The organism is Brevibacterium picturae (assembly GCF_900105045.1).
Taxonomy (GTDB): Bacteria; Actinomycetota; Actinomycetes; order Actinomycetales; family Brevibacteriaceae; genus Brevibacterium; species Brevibacterium picturae.
This window is the reverse complement of sequence record NZ_LT629739.1, coordinates 2,913,324-2,930,758: the sequence shown is the minus strand read 5'-3', so window position 1 is coordinate 2,930,758 and position 17,435 is coordinate 2,913,324. Positions and strand designations below refer to the sequence as shown.

General features: G+C 64.5%; 18 protein-coding genes. 11 read left to right on the top strand and 7 right to left on the bottom strand.

Annotated features, from left to right (window positions below; translation table 11 throughout):
• The first annotated feature begins 56 nt into the window (after positions 1 to 56).
• A complete protein-coding gene (locus BLT92_RS13480; protein ID WP_092109335.1) occupies positions 57 to 1,226 on the top strand; it encodes a calcium:cation antiporter in 1,170 nt (389 codons plus the stop codon).
• A 3-nt stretch (positions 1,227 to 1,229) separates the two neighbouring features.
• Here BLT92_RS13480 and BLT92_RS13475 read toward each other — a convergent pair whose 3' ends face one another.
• On the bottom strand, positions 1,230 to 1,469 hold the full coding sequence (locus BLT92_RS13475) for a hypothetical protein (protein WP_157691444.1): 240 nt from the start codon (positions 1,467 to 1,469) through the stop codon (positions 1,230 to 1,232).
• Between the two features lie 82 nt (positions 1,470 to 1,551).
• Here BLT92_RS13475 and BLT92_RS13470 point away from each other — a divergent pair, with 82 nt between their 5' ends.
• A complete protein-coding gene (locus tag BLT92_RS13470; RefSeq protein WP_172802595.1) occupies positions 1,552 to 2,448 on the top strand; it encodes a LysR family transcriptional regulator in 897 nt (298 codons plus the stop codon).
• Here the strand turns inward: BLT92_RS13470 and BLT92_RS13465 are convergent.
• A complete protein-coding gene (locus tag BLT92_RS13465; RefSeq protein ID WP_092109331.1) occupies positions 2,420 to 2,902 on the bottom strand; it encodes a winged helix-turn-helix transcriptional regulator in 483 nt (160 codons plus the stop codon). The two genes, BLT92_RS13470 and BLT92_RS13465, sit on opposite strands and share 29 nt — an antisense overlap.
• Positions 2,903 to 3,032: 130 nt before the next feature.
• On the opposite strand from BLT92_RS13465, the gene BLT92_RS13460 reads away from it, so the two are divergent.
• Together BLT92_RS13460 and BLT92_RS13455 are read left to right on the top strand one after the other, a co-directional pair.
• Complete coding sequence (locus tag BLT92_RS13460) at positions 3,033 to 3,467, top strand: PaaI family thioesterase (RefSeq protein ID WP_092106327.1); 435 nt, start codon at positions 3,033 to 3,035, stop codon at positions 3,465 to 3,467.
• A gap of 1 nt (position 3,468) precedes the next feature.
• A complete protein-coding gene (locus BLT92_RS13455; RefSeq protein ID WP_092106325.1) occupies positions 3,469 to 3,978 on the top strand; it encodes a PaaI family thioesterase in 510 nt (169 codons plus the stop codon).
• 26 nt (positions 3,979 to 4,004) lie between these two features.
• Here the strand turns inward: BLT92_RS13455 and BLT92_RS13450 are convergent, their stop codons facing one another.
• The 3 genes from BLT92_RS13450 to BLT92_RS13440 all read right to left on the bottom strand — a co-directional run bounded on the left by BLT92_RS13450 (position 4,005) and on the right by BLT92_RS13440 (position 7,410).
• Positions 4,005 to 4,868 carry an HNH endonuclease family protein gene (locus BLT92_RS13450; RefSeq protein WP_157691443.1) on the bottom strand — a complete coding sequence of 288 codons (864 nt, stop codon included), beginning with the start codon at positions 4,866 to 4,868 and terminating at the stop codon, positions 4,005 to 4,007.
• 485 nt (positions 4,869 to 5,353) lie between these two features.
• On the bottom strand, positions 5,354 to 6,463 hold the full coding sequence (locus tag BLT92_RS20900) for a GmrSD restriction endonuclease domain-containing protein (RefSeq protein WP_172802594.1): 1,110 nt from the start codon (positions 6,461 to 6,463) through the stop codon (positions 5,354 to 5,356).
• Between the two features lie 149 nt (positions 6,464 to 6,612).
• A complete protein-coding gene (locus BLT92_RS13440) occupies positions 6,613 to 7,410 on the bottom strand; it encodes an NAD(P)H-dependent oxidoreductase (protein ID WP_092106322.1) in 798 nt (265 codons plus the stop codon).
• Between the two features lie 80 nt (positions 7,411 to 7,490).
• On the opposite strand from BLT92_RS13440, the gene BLT92_RS13435 reads away from it, so the two are divergent.
• Positions 7,491 to 8,447 (top strand): AraC family transcriptional regulator, encoded by a 957-nt coding sequence (locus tag BLT92_RS13435; protein WP_092106321.1) that lies wholly within the window; start codon positions 7,491 to 7,493, stop codon positions 8,445 to 8,447.
• A gap of 69 nt (positions 8,448 to 8,516) precedes the next feature.
• Positions 8,517 to 9,197, top strand: coding sequence for a hypothetical protein (locus BLT92_RS13430; protein WP_092109324.1), 681 nt, complete (start codon positions 8,517 to 8,519; stop codon positions 9,195 to 9,197).
• A 31-nt stretch (positions 9,198 to 9,228) separates the two neighbouring features.
• On the opposite strand, the gene BLT92_RS13425 is transcribed toward BLT92_RS13430, so the two are convergent.
• Positions 9,229 to 10,062: a sulfite exporter TauE/SafE family protein gene (locus BLT92_RS13425; RefSeq protein ID WP_092106319.1), complete on the bottom strand. Its 834-nt coding sequence runs from the start codon at positions 10,060 to 10,062 to the stop codon at positions 9,229 to 9,231.
• A 176-nt stretch (positions 10,063 to 10,238) separates the two neighbouring features.
• Between BLT92_RS13425 and BLT92_RS13420 the strand changes: the two genes are divergently transcribed.
• From BLT92_RS13420 to BLT92_RS13400, 5 genes are all read left to right on the top strand, one after another.
• Positions 10,239 to 11,468, top strand: a complete 1,230-nt coding sequence (locus BLT92_RS13420) for an MFS transporter (protein ID WP_092106318.1) — start codon at positions 10,239 to 10,241, stop codon at positions 11,466 to 11,468.
• A gap of 132 nt (positions 11,469 to 11,600) precedes the next feature.
• Positions 11,601 to 12,896 carry an MFS transporter gene (locus BLT92_RS13415; RefSeq protein WP_092106316.1) on the top strand — a complete coding sequence of 432 codons (1,296 nt, stop codon included), beginning with the start codon at positions 11,601 to 11,603 and terminating at the stop codon, positions 12,894 to 12,896.
• A 101-nt stretch (positions 12,897 to 12,997) separates the two neighbouring features.
• Complete coding sequence (locus tag BLT92_RS13410) at positions 12,998 to 13,720, top strand: GntR family transcriptional regulator (protein WP_231938825.1); 723 nt, start codon at positions 12,998 to 13,000, stop codon at positions 13,718 to 13,720.
• 9 nt (positions 13,721 to 13,729) lie between these two features.
• Positions 13,730 to 14,737 (top strand): aldo/keto reductase family protein, encoded by a 1,008-nt coding sequence (locus BLT92_RS13405; RefSeq protein WP_092106312.1) that lies wholly within the window; start codon positions 13,730 to 13,732, stop codon positions 14,735 to 14,737.
• Between the two features lie 699 nt (positions 14,738 to 15,436).
• Entirely contained in the window at positions 15,437 to 16,864 is a 1,428-nt protein-coding gene (locus BLT92_RS13400; protein ID WP_172802593.1) for an MDR family MFS transporter, read from the top strand.
• 66 nt (positions 16,865 to 16,930) lie between these two features.
• Here BLT92_RS13400 and BLT92_RS13395 read toward each other — a convergent pair whose 3' ends face one another.
• Positions 16,931 to 17,419, bottom strand: a complete 489-nt coding sequence (locus tag BLT92_RS13395) for an SRPBCC domain-containing protein (protein ID WP_092106308.1) — start codon at positions 17,417 to 17,419, stop codon at positions 16,931 to 16,933.
• Positions 17,420 to 17,435 lie beyond the last annotated feature (16 nt).

Genomic DNA, 17,435 nt, shown 5'->3' with positions numbered 1-17,435 from the left:
GACCCGAACGCAATCAGTCACGATGAGGACGGCCTCGTAGAACAGGAATGCCCGTCATGACTGCCGCTATTCGCAGCATTCTCACTCCGTCTGCCATCGTTCGCCTGGTACTCGGCTGGGGTGCCTTCGCCGCGCTTCTCTTCACCGGCCCGCTACTGGCCCCATCGGTTCCCGCTCCACTCCTGGTGACAGCACTGATCATCATCGTCGGTGTCATCCTCGTCTGTGCCTTCGGCGTGGTGCACGAGGCCGAGCATCTGGCCCGCCGCCTCGGCGATCCCTACGGTTCGCTCGTCCTCACGCTCTCGATCGTGCTCATCGAGGTGGTGCTCATCGCCGCCGTCCTCTTAGGCCCCGGCGAGCACGCGACGATCGCCCGCGACTCGGTCATGGCCGTGTCGATGATCATCCTCAATGCCGTCATCGGACTGTGTCTGCTGGTGGCAGGGCTGCGCCACGGGAGTCTCGCCCATAATCGCACGGGCGTCTCGACGTACCTGTCCCTCATCATCGTCCTGGCGGCCCTCGCCTTCGCATTGCCGGCCCTCATCGGCACGAACGGCAGCTACGAGGCATGGCAGGAGATCCCGATCATCGTGCTCACGATCGGCATCTACGCCTTCTTCCTCTTTCGCCAGATGGGTGCTCAGGCCGCCGACTTCCATGAGGTGGATCCACGACTGACCACCCCCGCCGCGGTGACACGCAGGTCTGCTTCGACTGTCGAGGAGACTCCACCGAAGCAGAGCATCGTCGAGATCATCTCCACGCACCGCAGCGAGATCATCGTGCGCCTCGCCCTGCTCATCGCCACGGTCACACCGATCGTCCTGCTCAGCCATGATATGGCGTCGCTGCTCGATGACGGATTGGGCCGCCTCGGCGCTCCTGTGGCCCTGTCCGGGGTCGTCATCGCGATCATCGTCTTCCTCCCGGAGACGATCACCTCGGTGCGGGCGGCCTGGCAGGGAGAGATCCAGCGGGTGAGCAACCTGTGCCACGGGGCGCAGGTGTCCACGGTGGGGCTGACGATTCCGACGGTGCTGCTCATCGGCCTGCTCACCGATCAGCCGATCGTGCTAGCGGAATCCCCGGCGAACCTGCTGCTGCTCGCGGTCACCCTGCTGTTGTCGGTGACTGCTTTCGCGGCGAAGAGGGTCACGGCGATTCACGGCGCGGCTCACCTCGTCATCTTCGCGATCTTTGCAATCACGCTCTTCTCATAAGGCTCAGAACTGATCGCCGCGCCGGCTCGCCACGTGCCGGCGAACCGAGAGTTCATCGGTGATGCGCTCGAGGTTGCCGCCCGAAGTCAGTCCAGCCCACCCGCGAGCAAGGGTCTGGACGACGGCAGGATTGTCCAGACGCTTCAGCCGCAGCCGGTCGTGCGAGGGCTGGAGGAAACGACCCATGCCGAAGAGGACGAGGGCGTAGCCGAAGGTGAGAAACAGCACCGGAATGATCCACATGCCCTTATCGTCTCCCCGAGCTTCAATCAAGCACAAGCAATTGTTTTCACATGTCTGTCAGCAAACGCTTTACAATCGAAGCATGCTCGACACCCACCGACTCGCGATCTGGAGGGCCGTGGTCGCCAGCGGCTCCGTCCAGCAGGCCGCGGCCAATCTCCAATACACTCCGGCGACGATCAGCCAGCACATCATCAGGCTGCAGAAGGACGTGGGCCTGCCCCTCTACGAGAGGAGCGGGCGAGGAATCACGCCGACTTCCGTCGGGGCTCGTCTGGCCGAGGAATCCGGTGAGGTCTTCTCCAGCCTGCGACGCCTCGAGGCCACACTCGATGACCTGCGTCGAGGCCCCCACCCCCGGCTCGAGATCGGCTGCTTCTCTTCGGCGGCGAAGGAGTGGATACCTGCCATCGTCTCCTCCGTCGTCACCGAATTCCCCACCGTGCAGTTCGAAATCAGCCTCAGTCCCGCAACCGATGCCGAGGACTGGCGCCCGCACGACCTCGAGATCCATTCGGAGCAACCGTCCCTGCCGCCGACAACGATCCCGGGATTCCGCCGGCAGGTGCTCACCGAAGAGGACTACCTGCTCGTCCTCGCTTCCGATCATCGCCTGGCCAGCGCCGAGGCGGTCTCGATGTCGGAGCTGAAGGACGAAGCGTGGGTCGATGCGGACATCAGCAATACGCCGGCAGGGTTCATCGTCACCCGAGCCTGCAATGCTGCCGGTTACGAGCCCCGCTTCGCGGCCGGCTCCGATGACCACTATGCCGTCCTGGCCATGGTCGCCGCCGGAGTCGGCGTCTCGGCCCTGCCCCCACTGGCAGTCCGAGACCTGCCGGCAGGAGTGACGACGGTGCCGCTCATCGATCCGACACCTCGGCGCCGAATCGTCCTGCAGACGAGGGAAGCGGTCCATCACCACGCATACGTGCGCACCGCCGAGGACCTCATCCGCGCACGGGCGCAGGCCGCATAGTCGCCGCAGGCGTCGGTGAGGTCACGGCCTCCCGCGGCGAGGAGATGGTGTGGCCGACCGCGCACTCGACGACGGCACGGATCGGCTCGCCACAGTCGCGATGCAGCACCTCGAGAGGCGGACCATCGCTGTCGGCGCAGTGCTCGTCGCCCCACCTCAGCAGCGAGATCATCACCGGATAGAGATCGAGACCCTTGTCCGTGAGCCGGTACTCCTTGCGCACGCGCTGCCCGGGCTCACGATAGGGCTTGGACTCGAGGACTCCGGCGGCCACGAGCTTGCGCAGTCGGTCGGAGAGCACCGGATCGGAGACGCCGACATGATCGCGGATCTGATCGAACCTGCGCACCCCGTTGAACGCCTCGCGGAGAATGAGCATGGTCCACTTCTCCCCGATGACATCGAGGGTCTTCTGGATCGAACATTCCGCGGTGTCGAATTCCAACCAGTCCACCTGCGCTCCTTCCATCGCCGCCCCCGTCATCGCCTCTCCTCCGGTTGACCTGTCGCTTCATTGTAGGCTAACTTCAAATTATTCAGCCAGCTACCTCAGACAGGATCTCAGACAGCTCAAAGGAGAACTCATGAACGCACCATCAGGGCCCGTCCCGAACGTCTCACTCGAAGCCGCAAGCCGCTTCGTCGCCGCCTCGGGTCTCGTCATCGACGAGGTCACGAACACAACCGTCCGCGGCCATGCCGATCTGGGCGCCGACCACCACACCCCGTGGGGCGTCGTCCACGGCGGCGTCTACACCACCCTGGTCGAGAGCACGGGAAGCATCGGCGCCAGCCACGCGGTGGCCGAGCGCGGCGAATTCGCCGTCGGAATCCACAACGCCACCGACTTCCTACGACCGACCACCGGTGCCCGCGTGAGCGTCGAGGGCACCGCCCTGCACCAGGGACGCACCCAGCAGCTGTGGGAAGTCATCATCACCGATTCGTCAACGGACAAGGTCCTTGCCCGCGGCCAGCTGCGCCTGCAGAACGTTCCGATGCCGAAAGAGGCCAACTGACATGAGCACCGATTCGACTACCCGCGAGACGACCGTGACCTGGACCGATCCCTCGCAGGGCCTGTCTCTGCTGCCGACGATGGACGGCATCGACTTCCTGCGCAAGATGGCCGCCGGCGAGGTCCCCGGGGCACCCATCGGCGCGCATATCGGAATGCAGATCGCCGAGGTGGGTGAAGGGACGGTCACTTTCCATTGCCATCCCGACGAATCCCACTACAACCCGATCGGCATGGTCCACGGTGGGCTCGTCTGCACCCTGCTCGATTCGGCCCTCGGCTGCGCTGTGCATACGACCCTGCCCGCCGGAACCGGGTACACCTCGATCGAGATCAAGGTCAATTACCTGCGCCCGGTTTCCAAGGACAGCGGCCCACTGGTCTGCACGGGCCGTGTCACCAAGGGCGGACGCCGCGTGGCCTTCGCCGAAGGGGAAGTCGTCGACAACCTGGGCAAGACCGTCGCGACTGCGTCAGGAAGCCTGCTCATCTTCCCGCTCGAAACCACGTAACACGAAGAGCGTCGGACGACGTCGGGTCAGCGCTCGCCTCGGCGATCGTCCCCGGCCGACTCCGTCGCGGGCGTGGTCGGGTTCGCAGCCGACTCCGGTGGCGGCGCGGCCGGAGACTCTCCCGTCGGGGAATCTCCCGCGCCGGAGTCTCCCGCCTCAGAGCCTTTCGCCGCCGAAGAGTCCCCTGCGGAGTCTTTCGCAGAGGAATCTCCGGCGGGGTTACCCGCCGTCTCCTCAGCCGGATCCGAAGGCCCTTCGGAAGGCTCCCCGGAGGACTCCTGCGATGCCGACTCGGTCGTCACACTGTCTCCCTCACCGGGTTGCGGCCAATTCACGTCCTTGTTGAAGGAGGGCTGGCCGGCGCATAAGTCGAGCACTTCCTCCATGGCGTCTTTCTCCGCCGCAGCCACCCAGAGTCCGTACTTCTGTTTGACTGCGATCTGCCGAGACACGTACTCGCACCGGTAGTCCTCATTCGGCGGCAGCCACGCGGCCGCGTCGCCTCCGCTCTTCTGCCGTTTGAGGGTCGAGCTCACCGCAAGAAGGTTGAGTGGATCGTTGGAGAATTCTCGCAATTCGTCATAGGTCAGGCCAGCGGCTCCGGTCTGCCAGGCATTGGAGCGAGACACGATGTGGTCGATCTCAATCTTGGAGGAGCCGCGTTCGAAGTCATAGGAGTCGCCAAGGTATTTGTCGTCGAGGCGACCGGCTGCAACGGTGCACCCGTTCGTTCCTGCCTCGAGCACAAGCTCGTCGAGGTCGCGCCTGAGAACGTCATTGGGTGTATCGCAGCCGTTGTTGTCGGCATCGGAGCGCCAGTCGAATTCCTGCGGGTCGTAACCGGTTCGGTAATCTTTGCCCCTGACGTCCAGCCCGTTCAACTCAGACATCGCAGCGCCTGTCGTCGCGGAATCTCCGCTGGTCGGTGGGGAATCTCTGTCGTCGGCACCCTCGGCAGCCGGCGCCGCCTCGTCCTGACTGGCAGCCGCAGGCGGCACGCTCGAAGGTGCCTCCGAGCGCTGAGCTCGCTGCGCTGATTGAGGCGTCTCGGGAGAGACTGCGGGCCGAGACGGAACAGGGTCGGCATTCGCGTTGCCGCCGCCTCCGGTGGACCAGTCCACGTCGCCGCCAGTCGCCTGGCCCGCTCCGGTGCTCCCGCATCCAGACAAGAGCAAAAGCACAAGAACCGCAAAGAGGGCCACTACTCGAGCTCGGACGCTGCGGACGGCATCTGCGGAGATCAAGAAATTCGGCACGCTTGACATGTTAGGGCCAATCCACCCTGCCTGTGGGTTGAATGCTCAATCATTATCCGTTTCGTTATCTACCTCGGATGAGACGGTCGAAAACGTCAGAAATGTCACAGTTTAGGCGGCTACTCGCAACCAACTCCATCACCATCGCGATCGAGGTGCGACGCATATCCCGCGTCACCTCGGCGAACGGGAGCGGCCCCCGCGTCACGGGCCGCAGTGCAGTTCTCGTAATAGACGGAGCCTCCCCCAGAGGTCCGTGTCTCCTTCGAACTCGACCCCGTCGAATTCGACTTCTGCGAGTTCGACGACTTCCTCTTCGTGTCCTCGGCCGTTGTCACATCGTCACCCTCGCCGGGTTTCGGCCAGGTCACGTTCTCGGTGAAAGCGGGCTCATCGTCACAGGCGCTCAGCACTCGCTGCATCGCGGACTTCTCTGCCGTGACCACCCACAGGTCGTACTTGTGCTTGATCGCTATCTGCCGGGAGACGTATTCGCAGCGGTAGCTCTTGGCCGGCGGCAGCCAGGTCGCGGCGTCGCCATCGCCCTTCTGCCGGTTGAGGCTCGAACTCACGGCCAGCAGGTTGAGCGGGTCGTTGCCGAATTCTTTGAGCGTGTCCTCGTCGAACGTCGCGGCTCCGGTCTGCCACGCGTTTGAGCGGGCCACGATGTGGTCGATGTCGATGTTGTTCGGGTCCCGGTCGAAGGTATAGGTCTCACCCTTGTACTGATCTTTCAGGCCACCGGCAATGACGACACACCCCTTCGTGCCCGCCTTGAGGGTGATGTCGGACAGGTCGCGGCGCAGCACGTCGTTGCGGGTGTCGCAGCCGTTGTGGTCGGCATCCGAACGCCATTTGAAGAGGTCCGCGTCGTACCCGGTCTTCGGCGCCCGACCCTTGACCTCCAACTCGTCGAGCAGTGCCAGCGCGGTGCCGGCAGCCGAACCGCCGGCTCTGCCCTGCTCGGTTTCCTCAGCCTTCGTCCCTTCTGCTTCTGAGCTTCCGCTGCCCTCGGTCGGAGCAGGAGTTTCGGATGCCGCGGCCGGCTTGTCGGTCGTCTTCGCTGTCGGCGTCGATTCCGAGTTCCAGGATGCGTCCTCGGTAACCCCGACTTCGCCGCCGTCGGCACATGCGGACAGGAGAACGATGCTGAGGAAAGCGATGAGAGCGAAGACCATGCCTGCACGAAGGCGCGTCATGGCATGGTTGAGGAAGGCGGAAAAGGGCATGGGTGTCCAGTCGTGAAAAAGGGTGGGAACGTGGTCGTGGACCGTGCGCGGCAAAGATGCCGCGTCGCGATCCACTACCGCTAGAATATGGCCGATCTGCACCGAAAGCACGGCAGATGGGGACAATGAGACGGATTCGTTATTGCCCTTCAGTCGCCGAGGTGGATAGCCAGGTCGGTGCGACCGGGATTGACCGTATCGACCAGTGCCCGGGTCGCGCGGTCGTAGTCTCCTCCCAGCATCCTCCGGTACGAACGGGGCCGTTCAGCGGACAGTCCCTTGATCCGTTCAGCCAGGCGCCGACCCTCGTGCTCACGCCCTGCTTCGCCGATGCCGTCCGCCTCATAGACCACATGGAGGTCCAGCGCTTCGACCCCCACGTACCAGAGGGCACCATGAGTCAAGGGGAAGAGCAGTGATTCGAGATCTCCGCTGACACCACGCGGACCCAGCGTGCGCTGATCATCTCCCGCGGTGACAATGATCAGTGCCTTCCTGCCCAGCAGCCGGCCGTCGCCGTACCGGCGTGGAAGACCGGAGGCTTCATCGGTCTCCCCCTGCGCGAACCCGGTCTGCAGCACCCGATCAAGCCACCCCTTGAGCATCGCAGGAGGCCCGTACCACCAGAGCGGGAACTGCAGGACCAGCAGTTCGGAGGCCGCCAGCCTCTCCTGCTCTCGTCTCACCTCGGGCTCAACTTCGCCACGTGCATACGCTTGACCGGCCAGGTCTGACACGTTGCCGTCGACGGTGGACAGACTGCCCAAGTCACGGTCGCTTAGAGCTGGGTCGAAACCCTCGGCATAGAGGTCGGAGACCGTCACATCGAAGTGTTCGGTCAGTGCTGAGGTCCCCGCCCGGAGCAGGTGCCGGTTGAGCGAATTGCGCCGCGGGTGGGTATAGACCCAATGAGCACGGCCTGGTGTGGGTTCGTGAAATGTGTTCATATGCCAATCTCACCGCATTGGAGTGAGACGCAGAATCGCTCACAGTCTCATACAGATCATCCATCGTCTAAGCTGAGGCTGTGGACACGCTCACCGATGTACTCACCCACATCCGCTCCTCCGGCGCGCTGGTAGGTCGGACTCTTGCGAACCCGCCATGGTGTACCGCTTTCGAGGAACACGCTTCTCTGTCTCTGGTCACGATGCTGCGTGGAGAAGCGTGGATCGTCGACGGCGACGGCGACGCGTCCCATCAGCTCTTCTGCCACGACATCGCCATTGTCGTGGGACCGGCACCCTTCGACGTGACCAGTGACCCCACGGCGAACCCCACTCCCATGTACATACAGACCCAGACCGGAGTCTGCTTCGCCGATGACGGCGCCGCGTCCGAGAGCATCGCGCTGGGTGCACGAACATGCGGGTTGGCGTTGGATGCCGATGACGCCATGCTGACCGGCTCCTTCACCGTCACCGGTCGTATCGCCGATCGCCTGTTGGACGCACTGCCACGTGTGCTCGTCGTGCCCCGAGCCGTACAGCGCACAGCAGCGCTGCAGCTTCTGGAGGCGGAGATCCTGCGTGAGGAACCGGGCCAGCAGGCCATCCTCGACCGACTGCTCGACCTGGTGCTCGCGGGTGCCCTGCGCGACTGGTTCGCCCTCCCCGAATCGAGAGCCCCGGGCTGGTATCAGGCGAGTTCGGATCCGGTCGTGGGTGCCGCGCTAGCCGCCATGCACGACGCCCCACACCGAGCGTGGACAGTCGAGACCCTTGCCCGTCAAGCGCTTGTCTCTCGCGCCACCCTGGCCCGCCGCTTCACCGATCTGCTGGGAGAGCCTCCGATGTCATACCTGAGCGGGTGGCGGCTGTGCCTGGCCGCCGACCTTCTTCAGCGCACCGATGCCACTGTCGAATCCGTTGCCCACGAGGTCGGCTATTCCAGCGGCTATGCTCTGAGCACCGCTTTCCACCGCGAATACGGCGTCCGCCCCAGCCACCACCGCCAGGCAACAGGGACACAGACGAAGGGCTGAGGCTGGGCACCGGTTCGTGCCATGGTTGAGGAGAACGCATTCGTCAGTGACGAAGGAAGGCAGACGATCATGCGACACGATGCGGAGCGACCTGAGACGACGCGCCTGATCACCGGTACCCCGATCCCCGGGCACTGGATCCAGGTGCTGGCGACGATGCGGGCGAACACCTTCACCCGCCTCAGCCTTGCCGAGGTCCGGGCCGAGGCTTCCCACATTCTCTTCGTCTCCCCCACCGCCGAGGTGGCCCGCACCTGCTTTGCCGACCTCCTGGACAGCGCTTCCTCAGACACCGACACCACCGCCACGGACGGGTTCATCACGATCATCACCGCCGAGGAAGTCGTGCCTGCCGACGTCCCCGCGGGGACGTGGATCTTCCTTCCGCACCAGCAGGACGGGTGGACGGAACTTGAGACCACCTCGGCGAAGGTGCGTGCGGCATTGGTCAAAGAGAACACGGTGCGGGAGCGGGATGAGAAGCTCACCCTCATCGAATACGGGATCAACCTGTGGCTGTGGGCCGAACCGCCCTCGAGCGGCGGCGATCCCGTCTGCCACGCCGGCGAGCTCATCAGCTGGGAGAGCGCGTGGGCGCTGAGCGGGACCGCCGACGCGGCGCCGGCGTCGCCGATTGACGAGGGCCCCAAGGGAGCGAACCGTGCCGACGAAGAGGACCGTGCTTCGCTGCGCCCGCCGATCTATTTCGGCCTGCCCGAGGTGCTGCGCCGCCGACGTCGAGAAGGATGAGTCTCCCGTCGATCAGGAGACGGCGACTTGGTCAGGACACGGCGACGACGGCCCCGGCGGTGATGAGGAGGATGACGTAGCCCCAGGCGTGGATGATCTCCGGGATCTTGGGCACGCGGCGACGCAGCAGCACGATCAACGGGATAGCGCCGATGAGGAGGGCCAGCGCCGATCGCAGGTCCACGGAACCGACCATTCCCGAGACCTCGGTGGAGGCATGGGCGGTGATCGTGACGAGGACCGCGGGGAGCATGATCACCAAGGTCAGAGGGTTGGCCAGCGTCGTCGCCACAGTCATCGTCGCCCCGGACCGACGCATCATCGGGACTGTCATCACGCTGCCGCCGACGCCGAGGAATGAGGCCAGGCCACCGATCGGGAATCCGAACAGCGCAGCAATTCCGCGACCGCCATCACCCAGGTCCTCACCGTCTGCGCCCGAGCCACCGCCGGCCTTCACCGTGTCACGGGCCTTCGCCGCTCCGCGGCGGAAGAAGCCGGGGCGGGCGAGCAGGTCGATCGCGGTCACGGCGATGTAGATGACGAAGCCCCATTTCAGCAGCGTCTCCGGCGCGAATTTGGCACAGAAGGCCCCGAACGCCCCACCTGCGGCGAGGAGGATGAACAGCCACCACTCCCCCTTGAGGTGGGCCAGGGTCTCGCGCTTGGTCGAGAGAGTAGAGACGACGGCATTGACGAGCATCACCAGCGCCGAGGTGGCTGCGGCCACCCGTGCAGTGTCACTGCCGAGGTCCGCTTGGACAAGGGTGATGATCGGGACGGTGACGAAGCCTCCGCCGAACCCGAACAGCACAGTCGTCAGCCCGACAAGGCAGCCGACGAGCACCAATCCCAGTAAATCCACCTGCCTATCTCACCCCACTGCCACCTCGGCGGGCAAGCCGTGCCTCGTTTGCCGACGGCAACGACGCCCTCGGCGCGAAGACGCCACCGGCAAGGTCGGCTCGCGTGTGGTCACCGAGGCGGTCCTGGCCGGAAGTGCGCCCGGCCACGAGTGATGCAGGGCTAAGATGACGAGCAATGTCTGACGATCCCTCAACGCCCGACCCTCGGCCGCTTCCCTCCCGATCTGCAGCCGCTGCGATCGTCGCCATCGCCTCGGTCCTCCTCATCGGGCTCAGCCTGCGGATTCCGACGATCTCTCTGGCACCGCTGGTGCCGACGATGAAAGTCGATACCGGGCATGGGGAGACGTTCCTGTCTCTGCTGACGTCAATCCCTCTCGTCCTCACCCTGCTGGCCGCTCCCATCGCTCCGGCATTGGCGAATCGATTGGGCCGCAGTCGGACCGTCAGCCTGTCGCTCGTGGCCATCGTCGCAAGCATGGCCCTGAGGTCGGTCCCCGGGGACGTTCCGCTGCTGATCGGGACGGGACTCCTGGGGTTCTCGATCGCCATCGTCACCGTCCTCGTCCCTTCGATCATCAATGCCGAACGAGCCGGGATCCGTTCGCGATTGACCGGAACCTACTCGATGTCGCTGAGCCTCGGCCCCGCTCTGGCTCTGGGCCTGACGATTCCGATCCGGGAGGTCACAGGACTCAACTGGCGCGGCACTCTGCTGACCTGGGCGCTGTGCTCGGTGATCGCTCTGACCCTGTGGCTCGTCTACGTCCGCACCCCTCACGTCGCCGCGTCATCGGGACCGCACAGAGACCCCGCTGCCTCTGGGACCGGCGGCGACCACCGCGCCAAAGCTGTGGTCACCGATGCCAATGTGTGGCTCCTCGCACTGTTCCTCGGCGCCACGTCACTGACGTTCTACACCACCTCGGCATGGCTGCCCTCGGTCTTCGTCATGGACGGGATGTCGGCTCAGGCGGCCGGTGCGTACACCTCTCTCATCAGCATCGTCGCGATCCCCTTCGGCCTCATCGCACCGATCGCCCTGCGCGGCCGACTCTCACGCTTCATCGCACCCCTGGCTCCGGTGCTCGCCGTCATCGGTCTGCTCCTGCTGCTGACGCTGAACTCGGCCGGAGCCCTGCCTACCACCATCCTGCTCGGAGTCTCACAAGGGCTGTGCCTCGGTGCCTCCTACGACCAGATCGTGAAGTTCGGGCGCTCACCTGCCCACACCGCCTCGGTGTCGGCAGTGACCTCGGCGGTCGGCGTAGCGCTGGCGGCGATCGGACCCTTGGCCTTCGGCTTCGGCCTGGAGACCGCCGCCTCACCCGTGGTCCCGGTGATCGGCTTGGCCGTCATAGTCCTCGCGCAGTCCTCGGTCGGTTTCAGAACCTCCCGCCTCTGAAGCCCTTGGCGCACCCGCGACGTCGCAGCAGCACCACGATCAGCCGCCTCGGCGAGGGTCAGACCATCTTGTATCCAAGATGGATCCAAGATACGTTGTGTGGATAGCTGACAGGAATAACGGAAGGCGTCGATGAAGACCCGCACTCGCGCACAGGCCAAGCTGATCACCGCGCAGCTGCTCTCCGGAGCCGGAATCGCCTCCGGCTACGCGGTCGGCGGTCTGCTGGCCGAGGAGATCACGGGCAAGACCTCGATGGCGGGCATCGCGCAGATGAGCGTCATCCTCGGTGCCGGGCTCATCGCCTACCCCCTCGCCGTGCTGGCTGGCAAGGCCGGACGTCGAACCGCGCTGACGCTGGGATTCGGCATCGGCACGCTGGGCGCCACGGTCGTCCTCCTTGGCGTCGCACTGCAATTCCTGCCCCTGTTCATGCTGGGCATGATGATGTGCGGGTCGTCGACGGCCTCCGGCCTGCAGGCCCGCTACGCCGCGGTCGACCTCGTCGATCCTTCGGCTGCCGGGCGGGCCATGTCGCTGGTGGTGTGGGCGACGACGGTCGGGTCCGTGCTCGGGCCCAGCTTCACCGCCCCTGGGGCGCACCTCGGCGCGGCTCTGGGCATGAACGAACTGGCCGGGCCTTACCTGATCTCGATGACCGCATTCGGACTGGCGACCCTGGTCGCATCGACGTTGACCAGGAAGATCACACCCGGTGTCGCCGAGGCGGTCGCCGAGTCCGGCCAATCAACGACAGAGCCAGCGACGATGAAGCTGGGTCCGGCGCTGCGCTTCGCCGCTGCTCGCCCCGTTCCCCTGTTTGCGATGATCACGATCATCGCCGGGCAGATGATGATGACCAACGTCATGGTCATGACCCCTGTGCACATGGACCACCAGGCCTTCTCCCTCGGCGCGATCGGCATCGTCGTCAGCGTCCACATCGCCGGCATGTACGCCCTCTCCCCCGTGTTCGGATGGATGGCCGATCGCTTCGGGCCGGGAACGGTCATCGCCGGCGGGGTCGCCGTCTTCGCCGCTGCAATCACCCTGGGCGTCGTCGATGCCGCGGCCGAGGTCTCCTCCATGGTCCTGTTGAGCACGGCACTCATCTTCCTCGGCATCGGCTGGTCGATGTTCCTCATCGGCGGATCGGCGTTGCTCACAGCCTCGGTGCCCCGCCATGCGAAAGTCACCCTGCAGGGCGCATCGGATTCGGCGATGAACCTCGGCGGTGCACTCATGGCCGCCATGGCGGGCACGGTGCTGCAGGCCGGAGGCTTCCTGTGGATCAACATGATGGCCACAGTCGTCCTCCTCATCGCCCTGGCGTTCTCGATCCGGGCGATACCTCTGATGCGCTGGCCCGGGCAGATGGCACCTGCCGATCCAAACGAAAGCACTGCAGAGGCGTCATATGCGGATTGAAGCGACATCTCAGGTAGCTTGAGTCCAAACACCCCGACCCGAGCGATCGATGATCATCTGGCTCGGACATGACACTATCTGCAGCACACGAGGAGAATTCGGTGGCCACGACCAGCAGCGGCGAGACCCCGAGCGCGGCCGAGCGCGCCTATCAGCTCATCCGCGCGCAGATCCTCAACGGCACCCACCAGCCCGGGACCATGCTGGGCGAGGCAGGTTTGGCCACCGAGCTCGAGGTCAGCCGCACACCGGTGCGGGTCGCTCTGGCTCGGCTGCAGGATGAGGGGTGGATCGTCATCTACCCCAAGCGCGGGGCCATCGTCCAGGGAGTCGACGAGCGCACCGTGGCCGAACTCGCCGACGCCCGGTTCGTGCTGGAGACGACGGCCGTCGACCGGGCTCCGGATGCACTGCGACAGAAACTCGCCGCTGAGCTCGAAGCCTCGATCCAAGCTCAGCGGGAGGCCTTCGACGCCGGGAACATCGCCGCCTTCATCGACCTGACGCTCGAGTTCCATCGCGGCTTCGTCGAGGCCGGCGACAACCAGGTGATGCTGGAACTGTATTCGCAGCTCTCCGATCGGCACCGCTTCATCCTCTTCGCCTCCGGAGATCGACTCCTCGACCGATGCGAGGAGATCATCGCCGAACATGTCTCGCTGGTCGAGCACCTGCGCGCGGGCGACTCGGCCGGGTTTGCCAACGTTCTGCACGGCCACCTCGCGGAGAATGCACCGCCCGCGGCCACCTCGGCGAGGTCATCGGCAGCCTTCGATTCGACGATGCTCCGGCGAGGGGTGTCCACTCCGCCCGCCCAGCAGTAGGCTGGATCCATGGAGCACAGATATCTTGGAAACAGCGGCCTGAAGATCTCGGAGATCACCTACGGAAACTGGCTCACGCACGGTTCCCAGGTGGAAAACGACACCGCAACGAAGTGCGTTCACGCGGCTCTCGACGCAGGCATCTCGACCTTCGACACCGCCGACGTGTACGCGAACACTGTGGCCGAGCAGGTCCTCGGCGATGCCCTCAAGGGACAGCGTCGCGAGTCCCTGGAGATCTTCACCAAGGTCTACTTCCCCACCGGACCCAAGGGACACAACGACACCGGCCTGTCCCGCAAGCACATCATGGAGTCGATCAACGGCTCGCTGTCGCGCCTCGGCACCGACTACGTCGACCTCTATCAGGCCCACCGCTACGACTACGAGACCCCGCTGGAAGAGACCATGCAGGCCTTCGCGGATGTCGTGCGCGCCGGCAAGGCCCTCTACATCGGCGTGAGCGAGTGGAACGCCGATCAGCTGCGTGCCGCGCACTATCTGGCCCGCGACCTCGGCATCCAGCTCGTGTCCAACCAACCGCAGTACAACATGCTCTGGCGCGTCATCGAGCCCCAGGTCGTTCCAGCTTCGCGAGAGCTCGGGATCTCGCAGGTCGTGTGGTCGCCGATCGCCCAGGGCGTGCTCACCGGCAAATACAAGCCGGGGCAGCCTGCACCGTCCGGGTCTCGTGCCACCGATGAGAACGGCGGCAAGGACATGATCACCGACCGCTACCTCAACGATGAGATCCTCAACGGCGTGGCCAAGTTGGAACCGATCGCGGCCGATCTGGGACTGACGATGGCCCAGCTCGCAATCGCCTGGGTGCTGGCCAACGACAACGTCGCAACCGCACTCGTCGGCGCCTCCCGTCCCGAGCAGGTGGAATCGAACGTCGCCGCAGCCGGTGTGAAGCTCGACGCCGAGGCGCTCTCCCGCATCGATGATGCCCTCGGTGATCTGCCCGAAACGAATCCCTCGAAGACCAAGTCCCCACCGACCCGGATCGTGTGATCGGGCAGCTGCTTCAACTCACTGCCTCGGCTGCGAATTACTGCTGATTGCCGCTGTTGCGCCCTCGGGTCAGCTCTGTGCTGTCGTCGCGGGGTTCGACAACGAGGTATGACGCGGCACCAGTGAGTATTCCGGCTGTCAGTGTCGGCCACCCGAGCGCTCTCGCCAGGTCTGCTGCCGAGTCGAAGCGCGCCATAGGCCGGTAGTCCGACAATCAGCCCCAGCCCGGCACCAGGCACGAGAAAGAAGAGAACGTAGGCCAGCCCCTCCAACACTTCGAGAAGCTGACAGGAGGGGAGTTGAACACGTACAGACCCAGTGCGGCTATGGCACCGATACCGGTCGTCAGCAACAGGAATCGTCCGAACGAACCCCATGCGCCGCGAATCATTGTGCACATCCTTTCGACACCGACAACTTACCCTGCAATCTCATAGCATTCCGCGGATCGCCGAGGCGATGAGACTGAAAATCTCAGCTATCACCTCGGCGGTGGACTGAGTCCGACCGGTCGCCTCCGAGACATCTCCATGACACCCGCGTCTTGCCCCGTGCCGATACCCTGTTCACAGAGGTCGGATACATGGAGAGTAGACTCGCACGGCGCGGTCGCCGACAGACGCGGTGCGCTCAGACGGACCAGAGCTGTCGCCCACCGGGCCGGTGAGGGCAATCAATCAGGGGAGAGAAGGAACTTCATTGACAAAAGAGGATAATGCTCAGAGCACGGCAGCCGATGGCAAGCCGTTCAACCGGAATGTGGTTCTCGCAGTTCTCGTCTCTGGTGCCTTCGTCATCATCCTCAACCAGACCCTGCTCAACACTGCACTGCCCGCATTCATGCGGTCCTTCGACATCACGGCCAGCGCTGCGCAGTGGGTGACGACGAGCTTCATGCTGGTCAATGGCATCATGATTCCGATCACGGCCTTCCTGATCCAGAAGTTCACCACCCGCGGACTGTTCCTCGCCGCGATGCTGCTGTTCATCGTCGGCACACTGGTCTGCGCGCTGGCGCCCACCTATCCTGTCCTTCTCCTCGGACGCGTGATTCAGGCGTCGAGCGGCGGCATCATCATGCCGCTGATGCAGACCATTCTCTTCGCAATCTTCCCTGTGGACAAGCGCGGTACAGCGATGGGCACGTTCGGCCTCGTCATCGCCTTCGCTCCGGCCATCGGGCCCAGCCTCTCGGGCTGGATCGTCGACCACCTGCCGTGGGAGACCCTCTTCTACATGATGTTGCCGATTGCGGTCATCGACATCATCGTCGCCTACTTCATCCTCAAGAACGTCACCGAACGCACATACCCCAAGCTCGACGTCCCCTCGATCATCCTGTCGACATTCGGCTTCGGCGGACTGCTGTTCGGCTTCGGAACCGCCGGCGACGCAGGATGGCTGAGCCCAGAGGTCATCATCCCTCTGGTCATCGGCGTGGTCGCTCTGGCTATCTTCATTCCGCGCCAGCTCAAGTTGGACCGGCCGATGCTCGAGTTCCGAGTGCTGCGCTACCGCATGTTCACCCTCAACACGGCCCTGGGCATGTGCGTCTTCATCGTCATGATCGGCGGCATGATGATCCTGCCGCTCTACATGCAGAACATGAACGACTTCACCGCCATGGAATCGGGCCTGGTGCTTCTGCCCGGCGCAGCGGTGATGGGGTTGATGTCGCCGGTCACCGGACGAGTATTCGACGCCATCGGGGCAAGGTGGCTGGCCGTTGCCGGGTTCACCCTGCTCACCGTCACCACATTCCTCTTCGCCGACCTCGAGGCCGACACCTCGTTCACCTTCCTCGCCGTGGTCAACACGATCCGCATGTTCGGAGTGGCTATGGTGATGATGCCGGTGACGACAGCAGCGCTCAATCAGCTGCCGCAGAGCCTCATTCCACACGGCACGGCACTGAACAACACCTTCCGCCAGATCGCCGCCTCGGTGGGTACCGCAGTCCTGGTCACCATCATGGTCTCCGCGGCTCGCGACCCGGAAGTCTACGGAGTCGAGGGGCTGGTTCACGGCGCCGATGTCGCCTTCTTCGTCGCCGCCGTCATCGGGATCTTCGGCATCGTCGGATCCTTCTTCATCAAGAACTCGCACGGCGCGAACACACCGGGCTGAGTCGGGCAGAACCCACCGGCGGAACCAGGCCGGGCGGGGCTGGCTGAACCGGGCCGAGCGGAGCGGCTATTTGTAGAAGCCTTCGCGCAGATCGATGCCGTATTCGACCCAGGCCTTCATCGCCGCGAGCATTCCCGTCCAGCCCATGCAGTTGCCGAAGGCACCCTCAGCTCCCCCAACTGTGGTCTTCCACGATTTCTCGGTGACCGTCACGAGGGTCCGAGTCCCGTCGTCGACAGGCGAGAACTCGAAGGTCGTCGTCGTGGACTTCGCTGTGGCGTGCTCGGTCCCTTCCCACGCGATGACGATCTTCTCGTCCTGAACGGACTCGATGACCTCGACCGGGAACCGACCGGGGAAATCCGCGAAGTCCCAGGTCACCTCGGCGCCGGGCTCCAGTCGACCCCGCGCTCCCCCGGTGGTGAAGTACTTCGAGAGCTGTTCCGGGTCAGCCACCGCTTCGAAGGTCTCATGCGGAGTCTTCGAAATGTAGCCCATGACCGTGAAAGACAGCTCTTCCAGCTGTGCGTCTTTGGTGCTCTGCTCATCATTCATGTGATATTTTTACCAC

Excerpts from the sequence above, each read along its gene's own strand:
- BLT92_RS13480 (WP_092109335.1), top strand. The coding sequence starts at position 57 with ATGACTGCCGCTATTCGCAGCATTCTCACTCCGTCTGCCATCGTTCGC.
- BLT92_RS13475 (WP_157691444.1), bottom strand. The coding sequence starts at position 1,469 with ATGTGGATCATTCCGGTGCTGTTTCTCACCTTCGGCTACGCCCTCGTC.
- BLT92_RS13470 (WP_172802595.1), top strand. The coding sequence starts at position 1,552 with ATGCTCGACACCCACCGACTCGCGATCTGGAGGGCCGTGGTCGCCAGC.
- BLT92_RS13460 (WP_092106327.1), top strand. The coding sequence starts at position 3,033 with ATGAACGCACCATCAGGGCCCGTCCCGAACGTCTCACTCGAAGCCGCA.
- BLT92_RS13455 (WP_092106325.1), top strand. The coding sequence starts at position 3,469 with ATGAGCACCGATTCGACTACCCGCGAGACGACCGTGACCTGGACCGAT.
- BLT92_RS13450 (WP_157691443.1), bottom strand. The coding sequence starts at position 4,868 with ATGTCTGAGTTGAACGGGCTGGACGTCAGGGGCAAAGATTACCGAACC.
- BLT92_RS20900 (WP_172802594.1), bottom strand. The coding sequence starts at position 6,463 with ATGCCCTTTTCCGCCTTCCTCAACCATGCCATGACGCGCCTTCGTGCA.
- BLT92_RS13440 (WP_092106322.1), bottom strand. The coding sequence starts at position 7,410 with ATGAACACATTTCACGAACCCACACCAGGCCGTGCTCATTGGGTCTAT.
- BLT92_RS13430 (WP_092109324.1), top strand. The coding sequence starts at position 8,517 with ATGCGACACGATGCGGAGCGACCTGAGACGACGCGCCTGATCACCGGT.
- BLT92_RS13420 (WP_092106318.1), top strand. The coding sequence starts at position 10,239 with ATGTCTGACGATCCCTCAACGCCCGACCCTCGGCCGCTTCCCTCCCGA.
- BLT92_RS13415 (WP_092106316.1), top strand. The coding sequence starts at position 11,601 with ATGAAGACCCGCACTCGCGCACAGGCCAAGCTGATCACCGCGCAGCTG.
- BLT92_RS13405 (WP_092106312.1), top strand. The coding sequence starts at position 13,730 with ATGGAGCACAGATATCTTGGAAACAGCGGCCTGAAGATCTCGGAGATC.
- BLT92_RS13395 (WP_092106308.1), bottom strand. The coding sequence starts at position 17,419 with ATGAATGATGAGCAGAGCACCAAAGACGCACAGCTGGAAGAGCTGTCT.